General features: G+C 71.0%; 23 protein-coding genes. 2 read left to right on the top strand and 21 right to left on the bottom strand.

Annotation, left to right across the window (positions count from 1 at the left end; genetic code table 11):
• Positions 1–68: 68 nt before the first annotated feature.
• Positions 69–524 (top strand): hypothetical protein, encoded by a 456-nt coding sequence (locus FHR38_RS24900; protein WP_184536931.1) that lies wholly within the window; start codon positions 69–71, stop codon positions 522–524.
• 6 nt (positions 525–530) lie between these two features.
• Here FHR38_RS24900 and hisF read toward each other — a convergent pair whose 3' ends face one another.
• From hisF to hisD, 8 genes are all read right to left on the bottom strand, one after another.
• Positions 531–1,316, bottom strand: coding sequence for an imidazole glycerol phosphate synthase subunit HisF (gene hisF, locus FHR38_RS24895; RefSeq protein WP_184536930.1), 786 nt, complete (start codon positions 1,314–1,316; stop codon positions 531–533).
• A gap of 109 nt (positions 1,317–1,425) precedes the next feature.
• The gene (gene priA / locus FHR38_RS24890) at positions 1,426–2,151 is read right to left on the bottom strand and encodes a bifunctional 1-(5-phosphoribosyl)-5-((5-phosphoribosylamino)methylideneamino)imidazole-4-carboxamide isomerase/phosphoribosylanthranilate isomerase PriA (RefSeq protein ID WP_184536929.1); all 726 of its coding nucleotides are present in this window, start codon (positions 2,149–2,151) and stop codon (positions 1,426–1,428) included.
• A gap of 43 nt (positions 2,152–2,194) precedes the next feature.
• Positions 2,195–2,521, bottom strand: coding sequence for a hypothetical protein (locus FHR38_RS24885; protein WP_184536928.1), 327 nt, complete (start codon positions 2,519–2,521; stop codon positions 2,195–2,197).
• Positions 2,518–3,141, bottom strand: coding sequence for an imidazole glycerol phosphate synthase subunit HisH (hisH, locus tag FHR38_RS24880; RefSeq protein WP_184536927.1), 624 nt, complete (start codon positions 3,139–3,141; stop codon positions 2,518–2,520). The genes FHR38_RS24885 and hisH overlap by 4 nt, the downstream gene beginning before the upstream one ends.
• Positions 3,141–3,314, bottom strand: a complete 174-nt coding sequence (locus FHR38_RS24875; RefSeq protein ID WP_184536926.1) for a CG2302 family histidine operon protein — start codon at positions 3,312–3,314, stop codon at positions 3,141–3,143. The genes hisH and FHR38_RS24875 overlap by 1 nt, the downstream gene beginning before the upstream one ends.
• A gap of 167 nt (positions 3,315–3,481) precedes the next feature.
• Positions 3,482–4,093 (bottom strand): imidazoleglycerol-phosphate dehydratase HisB, encoded by a 612-nt coding sequence (gene hisB, locus FHR38_RS24870; RefSeq protein WP_184536925.1) that lies wholly within the window; start codon positions 4,091–4,093, stop codon positions 3,482–3,484.
• Complete coding sequence (locus FHR38_RS24865; protein WP_184536924.1) at positions 4,090–5,175, bottom strand: histidinol-phosphate transaminase; 1,086 nt, start codon at positions 5,173–5,175, stop codon at positions 4,090–4,092. The genes hisB and FHR38_RS24865 overlap by 4 nt, the downstream gene beginning before the upstream one ends.
• Positions 5,172–6,503, bottom strand: a complete 1,332-nt coding sequence (hisD, locus tag FHR38_RS24860) for a histidinol dehydrogenase (RefSeq protein WP_184536923.1) — start codon at positions 6,501–6,503, stop codon at positions 5,172–5,174. Before hisD ends, FHR38_RS24865 begins: the two co-directional genes overlap by 4 nt.
• 121 nt (positions 6,504–6,624) lie before the next feature.
• On the opposite strand from hisD, the gene FHR38_RS24855 reads away from it, so the two are divergent.
• Positions 6,625–7,326 (top strand): LON peptidase substrate-binding domain-containing protein, encoded by a 702-nt coding sequence (locus FHR38_RS24855; protein WP_184536922.1) that lies wholly within the window; start codon positions 6,625–6,627, stop codon positions 7,324–7,326.
• Here the strand turns inward: FHR38_RS24855 and FHR38_RS24850 are convergent.
• The 13 genes from FHR38_RS24850 to ftsZ form a co-directional block, all read right to left on the bottom strand.
• Positions 7,241–8,158 carry a DUF2567 domain-containing protein gene (locus FHR38_RS24850; RefSeq protein WP_184536921.1) on the bottom strand — a complete coding sequence of 306 codons (918 nt, stop codon included), beginning with the start codon at positions 8,156–8,158 and terminating at the stop codon, positions 7,241–7,243. The two genes, FHR38_RS24855 and FHR38_RS24850, sit on opposite strands and share 86 nt — an antisense overlap.
• A gap of 137 nt (positions 8,159–8,295) precedes the next feature.
• Positions 8,296–9,939: an ATPase gene (locus FHR38_RS24845; protein ID WP_376771433.1), complete on the bottom strand. Its 1,644-nt coding sequence runs from the start codon at positions 9,937–9,939 to the stop codon at positions 8,296–8,298.
• Positions 9,940–10,067: 128 nt separating this feature from the next.
• The gene (locus tag FHR38_RS24840; protein WP_184540166.1) at positions 10,068–10,946 is read right to left on the bottom strand and encodes an RluA family pseudouridine synthase; all 879 of its coding nucleotides are present in this window, start codon (positions 10,944–10,946) and stop codon (positions 10,068–10,070) included.
• A 77-nt stretch (positions 10,947–11,023) separates the two neighbouring features.
• A complete protein-coding gene (lspA, locus tag FHR38_RS24835) occupies positions 11,024–11,812 on the bottom strand; it encodes a signal peptidase II (RefSeq protein WP_512698626.1) in 789 nt (262 codons plus the stop codon).
• Positions 11,715–12,134, bottom strand: coding sequence for a TraR/DksA family transcriptional regulator (locus tag FHR38_RS24830; protein WP_184536918.1), 420 nt, complete (start codon positions 12,132–12,134; stop codon positions 11,715–11,717). Before FHR38_RS24830 ends, lspA begins: the two co-directional genes overlap by 98 nt.
• A gap of 357 nt (positions 12,135–12,491) precedes the next feature.
• Complete coding sequence (locus tag FHR38_RS24825; protein WP_184536917.1) at positions 12,492–13,997, bottom strand: potassium/proton antiporter; 1,506 nt, start codon at positions 13,995–13,997, stop codon at positions 12,492–12,494.
• A 21-nt stretch (positions 13,998–14,018) separates the two neighbouring features.
• A complete protein-coding gene (locus FHR38_RS24820; RefSeq protein WP_184540164.1) occupies positions 14,019–14,345 on the bottom strand; it encodes a DUF167 domain-containing protein in 327 nt (108 codons plus the stop codon).
• Between the two features lie 116 nt (positions 14,346–14,461).
• Positions 14,462–15,067 carry a hypothetical protein gene (locus tag FHR38_RS24815; protein WP_184536916.1) on the bottom strand — a complete coding sequence of 202 codons (606 nt, stop codon included), beginning with the start codon at positions 15,065–15,067 and terminating at the stop codon, positions 14,462–14,464.
• Positions 15,068–15,111: 44 nt separating this feature from the next.
• Positions 15,112–15,915, bottom strand: a complete 804-nt coding sequence (locus FHR38_RS24810; RefSeq protein WP_184536915.1) for a DivIVA domain-containing protein — start codon at positions 15,913–15,915, stop codon at positions 15,112–15,114.
• A 42-nt stretch (positions 15,916–15,957) separates the two neighbouring features.
• Positions 15,958–16,269 (bottom strand): YggT family protein, encoded by a 312-nt coding sequence (locus FHR38_RS24805; protein WP_184536914.1) that lies wholly within the window; start codon positions 16,267–16,269, stop codon positions 15,958–15,960.
• Positions 16,270–16,298: 29 nt separating this feature from the next.
• The gene (locus FHR38_RS24800; RefSeq protein WP_184536913.1) at positions 16,299–16,988 is read right to left on the bottom strand and encodes a cell division protein SepF; all 690 of its coding nucleotides are present in this window, start codon (positions 16,986–16,988) and stop codon (positions 16,299–16,301) included.
• 191 nt (positions 16,989–17,179) lie between these two features.
• Entirely contained in the window at positions 17,180–17,926 is a 747-nt protein-coding gene (locus tag FHR38_RS24795; protein ID WP_184536912.1) for a YggS family pyridoxal phosphate-dependent enzyme, read from the bottom strand.
• 9 nt (positions 17,927–17,935) lie between these two features.
• Positions 17,936–19,051 carry a cell division protein FtsZ gene (gene ftsZ / locus FHR38_RS24790; RefSeq protein WP_184536911.1) on the bottom strand — a complete coding sequence of 372 codons (1,116 nt, stop codon included), beginning with the start codon at positions 19,049–19,051 and terminating at the stop codon, positions 17,936–17,938.
• Positions 19,052–19,232 lie beyond the last annotated feature (181 nt).

The raw sequence follows: 19,232 nt of genomic DNA, 5'->3' as shown, positions 1-19,232 counted from the left end.
ACATGGCCGAAGGCATCCACCGGATACACCGGTTCCCTCGAAGCCGATCACGCGGCATCATGTTCGCCATGGGGGACGAGGGATGGCGGTTGTCGGACGCTTGGATCTTCGTATCGCTGGTCATCGCGGGCGGAGCGGGTCGCCACCGCCGGTCGGCGTCGACCCGACGACCGGAGGGCGTACGGCTCGCCGACGTCCTCTCCACCGCTGACCACCTCCGGCGGGCCATTCCCGCCCGGCAGGAGGTGGAGATCGCGGTCCAACGGCTCGCCGGAGCGGGGCTGATCAGTGTGACGGACGGCTGGTTCCAGCTCACCCCGGCCGGGGAGCACCTGTGGCGTACCCGGCCACAGGGTGGTCTCGCCGCCGCCGTGGAGACCATGCGCGGGGTGCTCATCCGGCGGCACGCGCCGGGCAGCGGGGACTGGGCGCTAGCCGAGGACGACCACGCCCGGGCGGTGCAGGAATACACCGCCCAGGTGATTCCGAGACCCCGCCGTTCCCCGGAGGCGGACTCCCACTAGCCGGGCTCAGCCGGCGGTGACGCTGTCCCGGACCGGGCGGCCAGCCGCGCGAAGCGCGTCCTTGACCTCGCCGATGCTCAACTCGCCGAAGTGGAAGACGCTGGCCGCGAGCACCGCGTCGGCACCGGCCGCGACCGCCGGGGGAAAGTCGTCGACGGCACCGGCACCGCCGCTGGCGATGACCGGCACCTCCACCACCTCGCGCACCGTCCGGATCAACTCCAGGTCGAAGCCGGCCTTCGTGCCGTCGGCGTCCATCGAGTTGAGCAGGATCTCCCCCGCGCCCAGCTCGGCGGCCCGATGCGCCCAGTCCACGGCGTCCAGGCCGGTGCCCCGGCGCCCACCGTGGGTGGTCACCTCGAACCCGCTGCCCGTGGTGCCCTGCGGGGCCCGCCGGACGTCGAGCGAGAGGACCAGCACCTGCCGGCCGAACCGTTCGGCGATCTCCGTGATGAGTTCCGGACGGGCGATCGCGGCCGTGTTCACGCCGACCTTGTCCGCACCGGCCCGCAACAGGGTGTCCACATCGGCAACCTGCCGTACTCCCCCACCGACTGTCAGCGGGATGAACACCGACTCGGCGGTACGGCGTACCACGTCGAGCATCGTGCTCCGGCCGGCTGAGGAGGCGGTCACGTCGAGGAAGGTCAACTCGTCCGCGCCGGCCCGGTCGTAGGCGGCGGCCAGCTCGACCGGATCACCCGCGTCACGCAGGTCGACGAAGTTGACCCCCTTGACCACCCGACCGGCGTCCACGTCGAGGCAGGGAATCACCCGTACCGCCACTGTCATGCGCCGAGCCTATCCGGCCGCGCCGACCACCATCCGGTCGTGGCTGGGCAAACCTGCCTGGTCACGGCCGAGCCAGCCTGCCTGATCGCGGCTGGACGAACCTGCCTGGTCACGGCTGGGCCAGCACGGCGAGCGCCTCGGCCACGGTGAACGCCCCGGCGTAGAGCGCCTTGCCCGCGATCACGCCCTCCACCCCGATCGGTTCCAACGCCGCCAACGCACGCAGGTCGTCGAGGGTGGAGACGCCACCGGAGGCGATCACCGGCGCGTCGGTGCGGGCACACACCTCGCGCAGCAGCTCCAGGTTGGGGCCGCGCATCGTGCCGTCCTTGGTGATGTCGGTCACGACATAGCGGGCGGCTCCCGCCTTGTCCAGCCGCTCCAGCACCTCGAAGAGGTCGCCACCGTCGCGGGTCCAACCACGAGCGGAGAGCGTACGACCACGCACGTCCAGGCCGATCGCCACCCGGTCGCCGTACTCGCCGACCACCCGGTCACACCAGACCGGGTCCTCCAGCGCGGCGGTGCCGATGTTGACCCGGGCCGCGCCGGTACCCAGCGCCGCCCGCAGCGACTCGTCGTCACGGATACCGCCGGAGAGCTCGACCGCCACGTCGAGCTGCCGCACCACCTCCGCGAGCAGATGCGCGTTCGACCCCCGACCGAAGGCGGCGTCCAGGTCGACCAGGTGGATCCAGGTCGCTCCGTCCCGCTGCCAGGCCAGCGCCGCCTCCAACGGGTCGCCGTAGCTCGTCTCGCTGCCGGCGGCCCCTTGGACGAGGCGTACCGCCTGGCCGTCGGCCACGTCGACAGCGGGAAGCAGGGTGAGGCTCAACTTGGTCTCCTGTCTAGGTACAACGGCGCTAGGTGAGCCGACGCTAGGTACGACGGCCCAGGGCGATCACCACGACCGCCGGCAGCACGAGCAGCATCAACACGATCGACATCAGGCGCAACGCCAGGGAATCGATCAGCAGCCAGATGGCGAGCAGCCCCGCCAGCGACAACACCACCACCCCGGCCCGTTCCCCTCGGCTACGACGGGCGAAGAGCCGTCCGGTACGTCGACGGGGCAGTCGCGGGGTAAGCCGGTGCACCAGAGCCCGCCGTCGCTGCCGCCGGGCCACCCTTCGGGCCCGGCGGACCCGGTCCCGTTCCGCCTCGGCCAGCCTGGCCGCCCGCCGCCGGGCCCGCTCCTTGCTCACAGGGTCGACACCCAGTTGCGTAGCAGGGTCGCCCCGGTGTCGGCGGACTTCTCCGGATGGAACTGGGCCGCCGACAACGCCCCCCGCTCGACCCCGGCCACGAAGCCGGCCTCGTGGGTGGCGGTCGTGACCAGGGCCCCCGCCCCGGTCAACGCTGCGGTGTCGGTGGCCGCGTACGAGTGCACGAAGTAGAACCGGCTACCGGCGGGCAGCCCGGCGAAGAGCACCGAACCGGGTGCCGGGTCGACGGTGTTCCAGCCCATGTGCGGCAGCCGCCGGGCGGCGAGCCGGCTCACCCCGCCGGGCAGCAGGCCCAGCCCCTTGGTGACCACGCCGTGCTCCTCGCCGTACTCGAAGAGCACCTGCATGCCGACGCAGATGCCCAGCACGGGTCGACCAGCGGCGACCCGCTCGGCGATGATCGGGCCGGCACCCAACGCCTCGATCCCGGCCATACAGGCGGCGAATGCCCCGACCCCGGGTACGACGAGGCCATCGGCGGCAACGGCGGCGGCCAGGTCGTCGGTGACCACGACGTCCGCACCGACCCGGGCCACCGCCCGCTGGGCGGAACGCAGGTTGCCCGAGCCGTAGTCGAGCACGACCACCCGGGCGGCCATCAGATGCTGCCTTCCGGCAACAGCCAGAACACCCCAGCGGTCGCAGAGACCACGGCGAGCAGGACGATAACGACGATCGCCTTCGGCGACGCCCCCTGCCGGTACGACGACCAGGCCCCACCGACCAGGATCCCGGCCAGGGCGAGCAGCAGAATCGGCAACACGGCATCCATCAGAGCCCACCTTCATTCGCGACTGCGGGACTCGTAAACTCGCTCCTCGCGCTCATCAGAGCCCACCTTCATTCGCGACTGCGGGGCTCGTAAACTCGCTCCTCGCGCTCATCAGAGCCCACCTTCATTCGCGACTGCGGGACTCGCAAGCTCGCTCCTCGCGCTCATCAGAGCGCGCCTTTGGTGCTGGGGATCGCGCCGGCCGCCCGGGGGTCGATCGAGGTGGCCTCGCGCAGCGCCCTCGACACCGCCTTGAACTGGGCTTCCACCACGTGGTGCGCGTCGGGGTGCCCGCCGGGCCGGGCGGCCCGCAGCACCGTCACGTGCAGCGTCAGTCGGGCGGTCTGCCCGAACGACTCCCAGATGTGCCGGGTCATGCTGGTCGGATAGACCGGCCCGATGTACGGGGTCAGTGGCGGCTCGTCGTGCACCACGTACGGCCGGCCGGAGAGATCGACCGCCGCCTGTACCAGCACCTCGTCCATCGGCAGGGTGGCCGAGCCGTACCGTCGGATGCCCGCCCGGTCACCGAGCGCCTGGTCGAAGGCGGTGCCCACGGCGAGCGCCGTGTCCTCGATGGTGTGGTGCGCGTCGATCTCAAGGTCTCCGACGGTCTGCACGGTGAGGTCGAAGCCGCCGTGCCGGGCAATCTGGTGCAGCATGTGGTCGTAGAAGCCGACCCCGGTGCTGATCTCGGCCTTGCCGGTGCCGTCGAGGTCCAACTCGACGAGGACCTTGGTCTCCGCGGTGGTCCGCTCGACCCGGGCGGTTCTGCTCACTGCTCCACCTTTCCGGACTGATCGATCGCGGCGAGGAAAGCGTCGGTCTCCTGCGGGGTGCCGGCGGTCACCCGCAGCCAGCCGGGCAGACCGACGTCCCGGACCAGCACACCGTGCTCAAGCAACGCCCGCCACACCACGCACTGATCCCCACCGACCTCGAAGAGTACGAAGTTGGCGTCGCTGTCGGCCACCGTGAACCGCCGCCGACGCAGCTCGGCGACGATCCGGTCCCGCTGCTCCTTGATCACCTCGACGGTGCCGAGCAGCGCGCTCCGGTGGGCCAGCGCCGCTCGCGCGGCGGCCTGGGTGAGCGCGGAGAGGTGGTACGGCAGGCGCACCAGTTGCACCGCGTCCACCACCGCCGGGTCGGCTGCCAGGTAGCCGAGACGACCGCCGGCGAACCCGAACGCCTTGCTCATGGTCCGGGTCACCACCAGCCGGGGGTGCCCCGGTAGCAGGGACAGCGCGGTGGGGGTCCCCGGGCGGGCGAACTCGGCATACGCCTCGTCCACCACCACCATCCCGGGTGCGGCGGCCAGCACGGCGTCGACCACCGCCGGGTTCAGGGCGGTGCCGGTCGGATTGTTGGGCGAGCAGAGGAAGACCACGTCCGGCCGGTGCACGCGTACCTGGTCCACCGTGTCGGCGGGACTCAGGCCGAAGTCGGCAGCGCGCCGACCGTCCACCCAGCGGGTGCCGGTGCCCAGCGCCAGCAGCGGGTGCATCGAGTACGCCGGGGTGAAGCCCAGGGCGGTACGCCCCGGGCCGGCGAACGCCTGGAGCAGCTGCTGCTGGATCTCGTTGGAGCCGTTGGCCGCCCACAGGTTGTCGGTGTCCAGCCCGTGGCCCAGATAGTCGGCCAGGTCGGTACGGAGCGCAACCGCGTCCCGGTCCGGGTAGCGGTTCAGGTCCCGCAGCTCGGCGGCGAGCGCCTTGCTGATCGCCTCCACCACCGGCTCCGGCACCGGGTAGGAGTTCTCGTTGGTGTTGAGCCGTACCGGCACGTCCAGCTGGGGCGCCCCGTACGGCCGGCGGCCCCGCAGGTCGTCGCGGATCGGCAGGTCGTCGATGGTGGTCACGATGCCGCCGTCCGCCCGGTCGGGAACCGTGCCTGGACCGCTTGGCCGTGGGCCGGCAGGTCCTCCACCCGGGCGAGGGTCACCACGTGTGGCGCGACGTCGCGCAGCGCCGCCTCGTCGTACTCGATGATGTGGATGCCGCGTAGGAACGACTGCACGGACAGCCCGGAGGAGTGCCGGGCGCAGCCCCCGGTGGGCAGCACGTGGTTGGAACCGGCGCAGTAGTCCCCGAGCGACACCGGCGAGTACGCCCCGACGAAGATCGCGCCCGCGTTGCGGACCCGCATCGCCCACCGGCGGGCGTCCCGGGTCTGGATCTCCAGGTGCTCGGCGGCGTACGCGTCGACCACCCGCAGCCCCGCCTCAAGGTCGTCGACCAGCACCACCCCGGACTGCTCGCCGCCCAACGCCGTGGTGATCCGGTCGACGTGCTTGGTGGCGGCGACCTGCCGGGTGAGTTCCTGCTCGACCGCCTCGACCAGCGCGATCGACGGGGTGACCAGGACGCTGGCGGCGAGCGGGTCGTGCTCGGCCTGGCTGATCAGGTCGGCGGCGACGTGCGCCGGGTCGGCGGTGTCGTCGGCCAGGATGGCGATTTCGGTCGGTCCGGCCTCGGCGTCGATGCCTACCACGCCGCGCAGCAGCCGCTTGGCGGCGGTGACCCAGATGTTGCCCGGCCCGGTGATCATGTCGACCGGTGCGCAGCGCTGGCTGCCCTCGGCATCGGTGGCCGCGCCGTAGGCGAGCATCGCGATCGCCTGCGCGCCGCCGACGGCGTAGACCTCGTCCACGCCGAGCAGGGCGCAGGCGGCGAGCACCCGGGGGTCGGGTAGTCCGCCGTTGTCTGCCTGCGGTGGGCTGGTGACGACCAGCGAACGGACCCCGGCCACCTGTGCCGGCACCACGTTCATGACCACCGTCGAGGGATACATGGCCAGGCCACCGGGGACGTAGAGGCCGACCCGGTCGACCGGCACCCAGCGTTCGGTGACGGTGCCGCCGGGCACCACCTCGGTGGTGTGGTCGCCGCGCCGCTGGTCGGTGTGCACCCGGCGGGCCCGTTCGATGCACTCGGTCAACGCGGCCCGGACCTCGGGGTCCAGGGTCTGCTCCGCGGCGACGAGCGCCTCGGCTGGCACCCGCAACTGGTCGAGGGTGACGCCGTCGAGTCGATGGGTGGCCTCGCGGATGCCGGCGAAGCCATGCTCGCGCACGGCCTGCACGACGGGGCGGATCTCCTCGACCGCCACGGAAACGTCGATCTGGGCACGGGGCAGTAGCTCCCGTGGGTCACGCGCGTCGCCGCGCAGGTCGATCCGCTTCAGCACGCCTGCGAGTCTAGGCGGCTCCCACCTGCCGGACCGAGACTGCCCAGGTAGCGGGATGGTGAGCCGGGCCACCCCGGATACCGTGGCGCATCGGGACCACCGGAGAGGTTAGGCTCGACCGATGGGTGCGCGGCTGCCGATCTTTCCGCTCGGAACGGTGCTCTTCCCAGGACTGGTGCTACCGCTACACATCTTCGAGGAGCGCTACCGGGCACTCGTACGACACCTGGTCGGGCTGCCCGACGGCAGGCCCCGTGAATTCGGGGTGGTGGCCATCCGCAGCGGCTGGGAGGTGCTGCCCCCGCCCGGAGCGGCGGACGATCCCGCCGACACGGTGGTCAGCTTCTACGAGGTCGGCTGCACCGCCGAGGTACGTCAGGTCACCGAGCTGGCCGACGGCAACTTCGACCTGGTCACGGTGGGTCGCCGCCGGTTCCGGATCGTGGATGTGGACGACCGGAGCGCGCCCTATCTGATCGCCGAGGTGGAATGGCTCACCGAGCCGGCGGAGCCGGACGACAGCGCCGACCTGCTCGCGCCCCGGGTGCTCGCGGTGTTCCGGCAGTACCTCGGGCTGATCCGGGTCGACTCGCAGGAGATCTCCGAGCAGTTGCCGGAGGACCCGACCGTGCTCTCCCATCTGGTGGCGGCCACGGCCGCGCTGACCGTGGGTGACCGGCAACGGCTGCTCGCCATCCCGGACACGGCCAACCGGCTCCGGGCCGAACTGCGGTTGCTCAACCGCGAGGCGGCTCTGCTGCGCCAGGTTCGGGCGGTGCCGGTGCCCCTGCCGGAGCTGGCGGTACGGACGAGCCCCAACTGATCGGCTGCGGTCCCGGTCCCGGTTCCGGCTGCGGCCCCGGTTCCAGCTCTGGACGCAGGTCGGGCCAGCGGGACCAACCGGCCAGCAGGGTGTACGTCACCACCGCCCCGAAGGCGGGGAGCAGCAGGTTGCCCTGCACGGTCGGGAGCCAGCCGTAGAGCCACTCGAAGGCACCCGCGCGCAGGTCCGGCGGTTTGTTGAACTGCTCCCCGAGCGGGGCGGTCGCCAGCAGCCGCTGGTATTCGTCCAATCCGATACGGCGACCCACCTGCCACGCGACGACGGCCGCGCCGATCCCGCCGACGGCGAGCAGCAGCAGGCTCAGCGGACCCCGCTGGCGACGCAGGACCAGCCAGAACACGATCGCCGCCAGTACACCGAAGCCGAACCCGAGCAGACTGAACCAGCCGTCGGCCGCGATGAACTCCTCCGGCTGGGGCTGGGTCAGCACCGTACCGGTCTCGGTGCGGACTACCGGAATCTGTGGCGAGACCGCCACCCAGAGCAGGCCCAACGGGACGCCGAGCAGGATCAGTGCCAACAGCGCGCCCGCACCGACCGCGAGCCGCCGTCCCAGGGGCTGCGGCTGCGGCAAGGCCGGAATCCAGTACGGCCCGGCCGGCGCTCCCGGCGGCAACGCTCCCGGCCACGACGGCGTCCCGACCGGGTCGACGGTCGGACCGCCCGCGCCCTCCCGTGCTGGTCGTCCCAGCCCCTGCTCCCGGGTCGGGTCCGGGCCGGTCCCACCCGGTGGTGACGTCCCCTCGGCGGGGCGCTCGTCCGGTGGAGCGCTGTCGTCGGACCGACGATGGTCGGCGAATTCCGGGCTCACCGGATGATCCTCTCAGGCCGAGTCCATCCGGCGGGTGCCGGACCCGGATCCGTCAAACTACCGGGCGCGACATGACTCCGGTGGCCGTACGGCCAACGCATTCCTGGCCGGCTCGCACGGCGGGCGAGCATCGGCGGTCAGCGGACGAACGGCTCCAGCATCACCGACGCCGCCCGTAGCCACGCCTCCCGGGTGCCCTGCTGCAACTGTCCATACTCGATCGACGAACCGACCTCCAACGCCGGGTCGTACGGCACCACCGCCACCGCCCTCGTCCGAGTGGCGAAGTGCCGCTCCAGATCGTCGAGCAGCGGCGAACGGCCGGGGGTGGGGCAGGAGAGCAGGGTCACCGCGTTGTTCGCCAGTTCCCCCATGCCCACCTCGTGCAGCAGGTCCAGCATCCAGTCGGCGGTGAACGCCGCGTCCTCCCGCGGCACGGTGGTCAACACCAGTTGGTCGGCTGCCCGCAGTACCGTCTGCCAGTTGACGCTCTCCACGTTGTTGCCGGTGTCCACACAGATGACCTCGTGGGTCCGGCGTAGCAGGTCGAGCACCCGCCGTACGGTGTGCTGGTCGAGCTGCTGGGCGAACCGGGGGCTCTCCTCCCCGGCCAGTACGTCGTAGGAGCCGTCAGAGGCGTGCCGCAGGTAGTCGTCGAGCCGCGTGACCAGGTCGGCACCGTGCCGCGACTCGACGTCGATAAGGTCCGTGATGAGGTGCCGGATCGTCCGGGCGTGCCGAGCACTGCCCGCCCGCAGCCCCAGCGTGCCCCGTAGCTCGTTGTCGTCCCAGGCAAGTACGCCCCGACCGCGCACGCTACCGACGGTGGCCGCCGCCAGTACGGTGGCGGTGGTCTTGTGCACGCCACCCTTGGGGTTGGCGAAGGCCAGCACTCGGGGCGATCCGAGATCACGTCGTAGGACGCTGACCGCCCGGTCGACCTCCGAGTCGCGGCGGCTCTCCCGCCACTCCATCAGCCGGCGAGGAACCATCGGCTCCCGGGCGGTGGTCCGGGCGTGCTCGGGATAGCCCGGCTCAGCATGGTAGCCAGTCTCCAGTGCCGCATACCGGGACACGCCAGGCGTGGCTTGGCCCGCTGCTACCGGACCCGGACCGAGCTGAGCCGGCACGCCCGGACCCGGACCGAGCTGAGCCGGCACACCCGGGCCCGGACCGAGCTGAGCCGGCACACCCGGGCCCGGCCCGACCTGCCCCGGGGCGGGGATCCCCGGCGCGGACTGTCCCGAGTCGACCGCCGGGGCGTACCGGGGTGGCACGGGCCGGGCTCGACCGCGCTCCACCGGCGCACCGGCGGGCCGGTCCATCGGTCGGGGAAACCCCCGCTCGACCGGTGCCGGGTACGCGCGCTGGGGCGGCGTGGCCTGGCCCGAATCGGCCGGTGTCGGGTACGACGAATCGGCCGGCGGGACGTAGCGGGGCGGCTCGGCTCGGTAGCCGTTCTCCAGCAGGGCGAACCGGGACTCGCCCGGTCGAGGCGGTTCCGCCAGGAACCCTGGTGGCCCCAGGTCATCCGGATGACCTAGGTCGGCCGGACCACCGAACCGACCTGCGTTCCCGACGTCTGCACCACCGGGCTGGCCCGGGTTACCGACCGCCGGCCCACCGGTCAGGTGCTCTTCGTCATGCCAGCGATCGCCCGTCGTACGGGTGCCGCTGTCGTCGTGTTCACCGGTTCGGCCGAGCCGAGCCCGGTCGAGCAACGCGCGCCAGCGCGGTGCTGGTTCCCCAGGTCGGCCCCAGCCCGTCTCGGTGCCGTCCACGGCTCGCCCTCCCAGCGCCATTGGTGCCCCGCCTGACAGGCTACGAAGCAAAGCCTATTCAGGCCACACCCCAGGACGCACCTTGCCGTCGAAATGATCCGTACCCGGAATGATCCCTGGCACGTCGGTCAGTCCCGCAGAATGGTGAGCGCTCGTTGCAAGTCGTCGGGATATTCGCTGACGAACCGGACCTGCTCTGCCGTACCCGGGTGTTGGAAGCTCAGCTCCCGGGCGTGCAGCCACTGACGGGTGAGCCCGAGCCGGGCGGCGATGGTGGGGTCCGCACCATAGGTGAGGTCGCCTACGCACGGGTGCCGCAGGGTGGAGAAGTGCACCCGGATCTGGTGCGTACGGCCGGTCTCCAGGTGAACGTCGACCAGGCTGGCGGCCGGGAACGCCTCGATCGTGTCGTAGTGCGTGATGCTCGGTTTGCCGCCCGAGACCACCGCCCACCGGTAGTCGTGGCTGGGGTGCCGGTCGATGGGGGCGTCGATGGTGCCCCGCAGCGGGTCGAGGTGCCCCTGCACGATCGCGTGGTAGCGCTTCTCCACCTCGCGGAACTTGAAGGCCCGCTTCAGCAGGCTGTAGGCCTGCTCGCTCTTGGCCACGACCATGATGCCGGTGGTGCCCACGTCCAGCCGGTGCACCACCCCCTGCCGCTCGGCCGCGCCGCTGGTGGCGATCCGGTGCCCGATGGCGGCCAGGCCACCGATGACCGTCGGTCCGGTCCAGCCGGGGCTCGGGTGGGCCGCCACCCCGACCGGCTTGTCGACCACCACGATGTCGTCGTCGGCGTACACCACCCGTAGCCCCGGCACCGCCTGCGGGACGACCTGTGGTGCCGCTGCCGGGGCGGGCAGGGTGACCTCCAACCAGGAACCCGCGTCGACCTTCTCCGACTTCGGTCGGGCCACCCCGTCGACGAGGGCGTCACCGGCCTCGACCAGCGCGGCGGCGGCCGTACGGGAGAGGCCGAACAGTCGGGACACCGCCTGGTCCAGCCGCATACCGTCCAGACCGTCCGGCACCGGTAGCGAGCGGCGGTCGCCACTCGGGCGTACCTGGTCAGGTTCGTAGGTCGAGGTCACGCCCGCTCCCGCTGGTCGTCGCTCACGCTGTCGTCGGGGGCCGGTTCGCCGTCGCCCGACCGGATTCGGGTGCCGTCGCGCTGCCGTCCGGTGAACTCCAGCAGGACGGCCAGGATGACGCCGCAGACCAGTGAACTGTCCGCGAGGTTGAAGATCGGAAAGACCTGCCCGTACGGATCAAACACGCTGATCATGTCGACGACGTGGCCGACCAGCACGCCCGGTGCCCGGAAGATCCGGTCGGTGAGGTTACCGAGCGCCCCACCCAGCACCAGCCCCAGGGCGATGGCCCACGGCACGGATCTCAGTCGGACGGCCATCCAGCAGATCCAGCTGACGACGACCGTCGTGATCAGCGGAAAGACCCAGGTGTAGTCGGACCCGAGGCTGAACGCCGCCCCACTGTTACGGGTGAGGCTCAGGTAGACCGCGCCGCCGAGCAGGCGGACCGGTTCGCGATCCTCCAGCGTGGCCAGGGCGAGATGCTTGGTGCCGAGGTCGGCGAGCAACGCCACCACGGCGGTCGCCGCGAGGATCAGGACCGCGCGCCGTCGGGACGGGTGGCCCGGCCGTTCGGCGGGATCGGGAGGGGTGTCGGGGCCGGCGCGCCGTGCTGCGGTCATCTGCTCCCCATCGGTGTTCAGCGGTCGTACCTTCCGTCCGCGCCGGAAGGCTCGCTTCCCGCGCTTACCGTCGCTCCTGCAACTGCTTGCAGGTGACGCAGAGGGTCGCGGACGGGAAGGCGGCGAGCCGCTCCACCGGGATCGGGTTACCGCACTTCTCACACCAGCCGTAGCCGCCCTCGTCGAGCCGCTCCAGCGCCCGCTCCACCTGCGTGATCCGCTCCAGGATGCTGTTGGCGAGGGAGATCTCCTGCTCCCGCTCGAACGTCTTGGTCCCGGTGTCGGCCTGGTCGTCCCCGGCCGAGTCGGTCAGCCGGTCGCGCTGCAGCTCGGCGATCTCGCTCAGCGTCTGATCGTACTCGGCACGCAACTCGTCGCGCCGCGCTGCCAGGGCTGCCCGGATCTTCTCCGTCTCCGCGGCACTGCGGGGGGCCTTGCCCGCCAGCTTGCGGCTGGCGGTGTTGATGTCGGCTGGCTTCGCCATCGTCGCTCCCTTGGCCGCGGGACTCCGCGGCGATCGGCGGTGCCTGGACAGGGCTCCCCGGCGCCTCACGCGATCGGCCAGTGAACCCTATTGGACATGGCCACACCCGAAGGCATGGCCGTAGTGGTGGTGTCGGCGGCGTTCCGGAGCGGTCGTGTCCCGTCTCGCGGCCGTACGTGCCCTGGTCCCCGTTCGGCCATGGCGTCCCCCACTTGCAAAACGGCGCGCGGCGGGACGCCACGCACTCCGAGTTGGCAAGAATACGGAACGTACATGCGTCCGACAACATGCCGCACCGATGTGCCGCCTGACAGCCCGAATCAATCCATAAACCAGGGCAAAACGAACGCTAGCAGATCATTCGCTGCGATCGTCGCCATACTCGCCAAACCACCGGGCCAGTCGTCCCCGCCGGCTGACCGCCCGCAACCTCCGCTCAGCGGCGTCGCGTGTCTCAAAGGTCGCCACGATCAACAGGCTGTCCCCGGTCCGGAGTCGGGTGTCCAGCCCCGGCACGAACCCGGACCCGTCGCGCAGCACCAGGGTCACCGAGGCCCCGACCGGCAACCGCAGTTCGTCGATGTGCACCCCGGCCAGCCGGGAACCCGGCGGCACCGACAACTGGAGCAGGTCCGCCCGCATCCGTTCCAGGGGTGCCGTCTCGACCCGAAGTTCAGCCGCCTCGGCCGGGGCGGTGACCCGAAGCCACCGGGCCACCGGGGCCAGCGTCCCGGCCTGCACCAGCGTGAAGATCACCACTAGTACGAAGACCACGTCGAAGAGCCGGGCCGCCCCCGGCACCCGCAGCGAGAGCGGGATCGTGGCCAACACGATCGGTACCGCCCCGCGCAGCCCGGCCCAGGACAGGAACATCTGGTCCCGCAGGTCCACGCGGAACGGGGCGGCGCAGACCGCCACGGAGAGCGGCCGGGCCAACAGCACCAGTGCCAGACCGGCCACAATCGCCGGCACCACCGCCTCGTCAAGCCGGGTCGGCGTGACCAGCAGGCCGAGCAACACGAACAGGCCGATCTGGGCCAGCCAGGCCAGTCCGTCGGCAAACCCGAGGATGGCCTGGCGATGCGGTAGTCGGGCGTTGCCGAGCAGTACCCCGGCCACGTAGACGGCGAGGAAACCCGAGGCGTGCAGGACCGCGCCGGCGGCGTAGGCCAGCACGGTGAGCCCGACCGCCGCGATCGGATACAGCCCCGACGAGGGCAACGCGGCCCGACGCAGCGTCCACCGACCGCCCAGCCCCACCGCGAGGCCGACCAGCGCGCCGACGAGCAACTCGTAGCCGACCAACAGCACGTCCTGCCACCACGGGTGGGTGGCCTCCGGCATGACGCTGGACAGCAGGATGACCAGCAGCACCACCGGCGCGTCGTTCATGCCCGACTCGGCTTCGAGGATGGCGACCAGGCGGGGTGGGAGCCGTAACCGGCGCAGGGTGGCGAAGACCGCCGCCGCGTCGGTCGAGGAGAGCACCGCACCATAGAGCAGCGCCAGTCGCCAGTCCAGCCCCAACAGGAGGTGGACGGCCACCCCCACCACCACGATGCTGACCGCCACCCCCACCGTGGAAAGCACGGCGGCGACGCCCAGCACCGGTCGCAGCGTGCTCCACCGGGCGGTCAGGCCCCCCTCCGCGATGATCACGACCAACGCGCAGAAACCGAGGGTACGGGTCAGCTCGACGTCGTCGAAACGGATGCCGAGACCGGAGCGGCCGAGCACCATGCCGATGGCCAGGTAGACCAGGAGGCTGGGCAGACCGACCCGGGTGGAGAGACGTACCGCGCCCACGGCGACCAGCAGCACCGCCGCGCCGAGCAACAAGGCGAGGTTGAAGCTGTCGCTCATGGTCGCCCCGGTCGGGCCGGCTCAGTCCGCGGATCCGTCCCGCAGCCGGCGCAGTCGTACGTCGATCGCCGATGCGAGGCCGTCCACCTGGAAGAGCTTGTCGCGGCTGGCCGCACCGGCGCGGAGTTCCACCGCCCGTGGGCGTACGTCCAGCGCCTCGGCCAGCGCTCGACGGGCGGCCTCGGTGGCCCGACCATCGACGGCTGGCGCGTTGACGGAGATGACCAGGGCGGGCCCGTACGGCCCGTCGAATCGGCCGCCCACCCGGGCCCGGGTGGCACCCGGCTTCACCCGGACCGCGACCGTGACCGGTCCGGACTCCGGTAGCTGTCCCGACGACGACCGCATGGTGGTGTTTCGGCTCGACGGTGGGGCCGACGCGTCGGAGGCGGTGGTGGTCATCGGGGAGTCGTCGGTACCCCGCCGCCCGGGTCGACGAGCTGCGGCCGGCACGATGGCGACGCTCAGCCGTGCCGGGTGTCGGCCAGCAGGGTGCTGTCCGGCTCGCAACGGCCACATGGTGTGAAGCCCAACTCCACCGCCTCCTTCACCGGCAGCGCTTCCGCCGTCCGGTCGGAGAGCTGCGGGCAACTGGGCAGGTGGTAGCGGGGCCGCCCGTCGACGACCAGCACCTCGGCGGACATTCGGGCCACCCGCGCGGCGTCCGTCGCCAGGACCTCCTGGGCCGGTGGCTCGTCGGACAGGGCCTCGTCGGCGGCTGCCTCGGCACGGCCGTCCGGCTCGTCCCCGGCGGCTGCGAAACGTGGGTCGGATGGCTGGCCGAAGCCGGCGGAAGTCGGCGTGTGCTGGGTCGGAACGCTCGCCCCGCTCGGGTCGACCGTGCCGTCAGCGGGCCGGCGGCGACGCGACAACCGGTCGTCGTCCGCGCGTCCGGCATCGTCGACGTTGGTCCGGGCGGCGGCCGCCTGGCGGGCTCCCACCACCAGGGCGACGGCCGCCAACAGACTTGCCGCGATGGAACCGATCAGCGCTCCGCTCGATCCGCTGACCAGGCCGAGCACGAGCAGAATGACGGCGACGAGGATGAGCAGCAGACTTGCGAGAATCATGGCTCACCCCCGCCGCGTCGTTCCGGCTTCCGTGGTGGTCGGCGTCAGCGTCCCGCTTCGAGGGCACCGGAGCGGCTGCCGCTGTAGGAGTTGGCCAGACCGGCTGCGGCCAGGCTCGTGGAGCTGCCACCGGACCGATTGCCGTCGGTCCTGGTCATCTCCACCTCAAGGCCCTGCCCGCGCCCGTCGAGGTCACGCAGCTGGCTCTCCAGGTACGCCTTGAGCCGGGTGCGGTACTCCCGCTCGAACTGCTTGAGCTCCTCGATGTGCTTCTGCAGTGCGGTGCGCTTGGCGTCCAGGCCGCCCATCGCCTCCTGGTGCCGCTGACGCGCGTCCCGCTCCAGGGCGTCGGCCTTGGCCCGCGCCTCCCGGGTGACCTCGTCGGCCTTGGTCCGCGCTTCGGAAAGCAGCTGGTCGGCCTCGCGGCGGGCATCCGTCACGTGGTCGTCGGCCGTGCGCTGGGCCATCATCAGCACCCGCAGGGCCTGCTGCTCGCCGTCGCCGCCGGGAACCTGGCCGGTCTGCCCCCGCATCTGCTCCAACTCGGCCTGCATCGCGCGGGCGGCCTGCTCGGCGGCTGCCTTGTCGCGCTGCACCCGGTCGAGTTGGGTCTTGACGTCGTTGAGCTCAGCGGCCAACCTGGGGTCGGCGCCCGGGCCGGCTGGTGCGCCGCCACGTCCGCCGCGCTCCACCTGGGCGCGAAGCTCGTTGTTCTCCTCAATCAGCCGAGCGAGTTCACGCTCGACCTCGTCCAGAAAGGCGTCGACCTCCTCCTCGTCGTACCCCCGCTTGCCGATCGGCGGCTTCTTGAAGGCGACGTTGTGGACGTCAGCCGGGGTAAGCGGCATCGAAACTCCTCGGGTCAGTTGCGGCCGCGTAGCGCGCTGGTGTCACCAGCTGTTCGACTGGTGGATCAACGGCCTTAACACGAACTCCATCAGCACGAACAGGATAACCAGGAGCACAAGGGAGGCCAGGTCGATGCTCACGGTACCAATTCGCAATGGTGGGATCACACGCCTCAACGCCTTGAGAGGCGGATCAGTGACGCTCCACACGGATTCCAGTCCCACCGCTGCTCCGCGGCCGGGCTGCCAGCGCCGCCCGTACTGCAGGACGGCACCTAGGACAAACCTGGCCAAAAGAACCAGCAAAAACACGTAAAGGACCAAGTACAGGACTTGGAACAGGATCGAAAACACGGCAGACAAGATCCCTTGGTCGGACTAACTCAGGCGGTGAAGAAGCCACCCTCAGCGATCTTGGCCTTGTCCTCCGCGGTGACCTGGACATTGGCCGGCGAGAGCAGAAACACCCGGTTGGTCACGCGCTCGATCGTACCGCGCAGCCCAAACGCCAACCCGGCAGCGAAATCCACCAGGCGGCGGGCATCGGCCTCATCCATTTCGGTGAGGTTGATGATCACCGGCACGCCGTCCCGGAAGTGCTCGCCGATGGTGCGCGCCTCCCGGTACGTGGTGGGATGCAGCGTCGTGATCTGGTAGCGCTGCTCCTCCTCGACCACCACCGGCCGCTCCCGCTCCCGAATCGGCGGCTGGGGGGCCAGGGCCAGGTTGTCCCGGGTGTGGTAGCTCAGGCTGGACGGAGTCTCCGGGGTGCTCGGCCGGGTGATCGAACGCACACTGGACCGCTCCGTCCGCTCGGGCTCGGCCCGGTCAAGGTCGGCGGAGCGGACACTGGCCCGCTCGGAGAGCCGACCACGATCACCAACCCGGGCCCGGGGTACGGCGGGCGGGTCGTCCTGGTCGTCGTCCTCGTCGGCGAAGTCCTCCGTGTATCGGCTCTGCCGGTAACGCGAGTCACGGTAGCCACCCTTTTCGTAGCCACCCTCCTCGTAGGCCCGCTCGTCGTCCTCCTCGACGAGGCCGAGCCAGACCCCCGCCTTGCGCAGTGCACCCATCCGCGCCCCTCCGTCCGCCGTGCGGCACGCCCCCCGTGCCTGTCGCTGTCACGCGCGTGAACACTGCGTGCCCACCGGCTTGAGACTTCTCCCCGGCGCGGCTAATCAAAACCGCCAACGCCCGCCGACCCCCGTCGCTGAGGGAAATGTCTCAAACAACACTGATGTAGTTTGACCTTTCGCGGGTCAGGCTACCGCAGCGTGGGACGCATTCCGAGTAACGCGCTGCCAATACGTACATGTGTCGCGCCGTACGCGATGGCGACCTCCAGGTCACCGCTCATACCGGCGGAGATCGCCGTGGCGTCCGGATGGTCCGGGCGCAATCCCGCAGCGATCCCGGCCAGCCGGGCGAAGGCCCGTTCCGGCTCCCAGCCCAGCGGCGCGACGGCCATCACCCCGGCCAACCGCAGCGATCCGCTCCCGGCCACCTCGGCCGCGACCCGGTCCAGCCCCCGGTCGGGGTCGGCGCTGCCGGCGACGGCACCGCCCCGGGCGGGGTCACCGTCGACGCTGACCTGCACCAGTACGTCCAGCACCCGGTCCCGGCCGCGCTCGGCGGCGGCACCCAGCGCGGTGGCCAGCCGGACGCTGTCCACGGAGTGCACCACGTCGGCGTAACCGACCACCGAACGGCACTTGTTGCGTTGCAGCTGTCCGACGAAGTGCCACCGTACGTCGACCCCGGCCGCCGCCACCTCGGCAGCCTTCCCGGCCGCCTCCTGGTCCCGGTTCTCGCCCAGATCGGCGACTCCCAATCCGGCCAGTAGCACGGCGTCACTGGCCGGGTACGTCTTGGTAACCGCGATCATGGTGACCCCGGTCCGGTCCCGGTCGGCGGCGGCACAGGCCGCCACGATCCGGCTCCGGACCCTGGCCAGGCTGCCAGCGAGCTGCGCGCGACGTTCGGTCGACGCCGCGACGGATGGATCGGTCATGGGAAGAACTCAGGAGCCGTTCTTGAGGAAGTCGGGGACGTCCACGTCGTCGAAGAGCACCCGACGGGGCTGCTGGGCGGGCGGCGGGGGTGGGGGCGACACCGGCCCACCACCGTGCGACACCGGAGGCGGACTCTGGGTGGGCTTGCGAGTCGACTCCGCCGCCTTGTAGGCCGGCGCGCCCCCATCGAAGCCGGCGGCGATCACCGTAACCCGCACCTCGTCACCCAGCGCGTCGTCGATGACCGCACCGAAGATGATGTTCGCGTCCGGGTGGGCGGCGTCGGTGACCAGCTGGGCGGCATCGTTGATCTCGAAGAGCCCGAGGTCGGAGCCGCCGGCGATGGAGAGCAGTACGCCCCGGGCACCGTCCATGCTCTGCTCCAGCAGCGGGCTGGAGATGGCCGCCTCGGCCGCCTCCACCGAGCGGTTCTCGCCCCGGGCGCTGCCGATGCCCATCAGCGCACTACCGGCCCCGCTCATCACGCTCTTGACGTCGGCGAAGTCCAGGTTGATCAGACCCGGGGTGGTGATCAGATCGGTGATGCCCTGCACGCCGGAGAGCAGCACCTGGTCAGCCTGGCGGAAGGCGTCCATCATGCTGATGCCCCGGTCGCCGAGGGCCAGCAGTCGGTCGTTGGGGATCACGATCAGCGTGTCGCACTGGTTTCGCAGCTCGTCGATGCCGGACTCGGCCTGGACCTGCCGCCGCTTGCCCTCGAACGAGAACGGCCGGGTGACCACGCCGATGGTCAGGGCACCGAGCTTGCGGGCGATGTTCGCCACCACCGGCGCGCCACCGGTGCCCGTACCGCCCCCCTCACCACAGGTGACGAAGACCATGTCGGCGCCCTTGAGCACCTCCTCGATCTCGTCCCGGTGGTCCTCGGCGGCGTTCTTCCCGACGTCCGGGTTCGCACCCGCACCAAGCCCCCGGGTCAGCTCCCGGCCCACGTCGAGTTTGACGTCGGCATCGCTCATCAGTAACGCCTGCGCGTCGGTGTTGATCGCGATGAACTCGACGCCCTTGAGTCCAACCTCGATCATCCGGTTGACGGCGTTGACGCCGCCGCCACCGATGCCGACGACCTTGATGACCGCCAGGTAGTTGTGCGGAGGTGTCATCGGGGTCCCTTTCCTTCGAGATTGGCGGGTGCCGATCGGTGCGGCCCGCCCAGACCGCGATCGGCATCCCCTCGGTGCGAGGAGAGCGAAGGGTAACCCTCACCCTCTACTAGAGGGTTACAGTTATGTCAACCACTGAATCCTCTCGGGGCAACGTAAGCGCCCGTACCGCGGGAACCAA

The organism is Micromonospora polyrhachis, from assembly GCF_014203835.1.
Classification (GTDB): Bacteria; Actinomycetota; Actinomycetes; order Mycobacteriales; family Micromonosporaceae; genus Micromonospora_H; species Micromonospora_H polyrhachis.
This window is presented reverse-complemented; position numbering and strand designations above follow the sequence as displayed.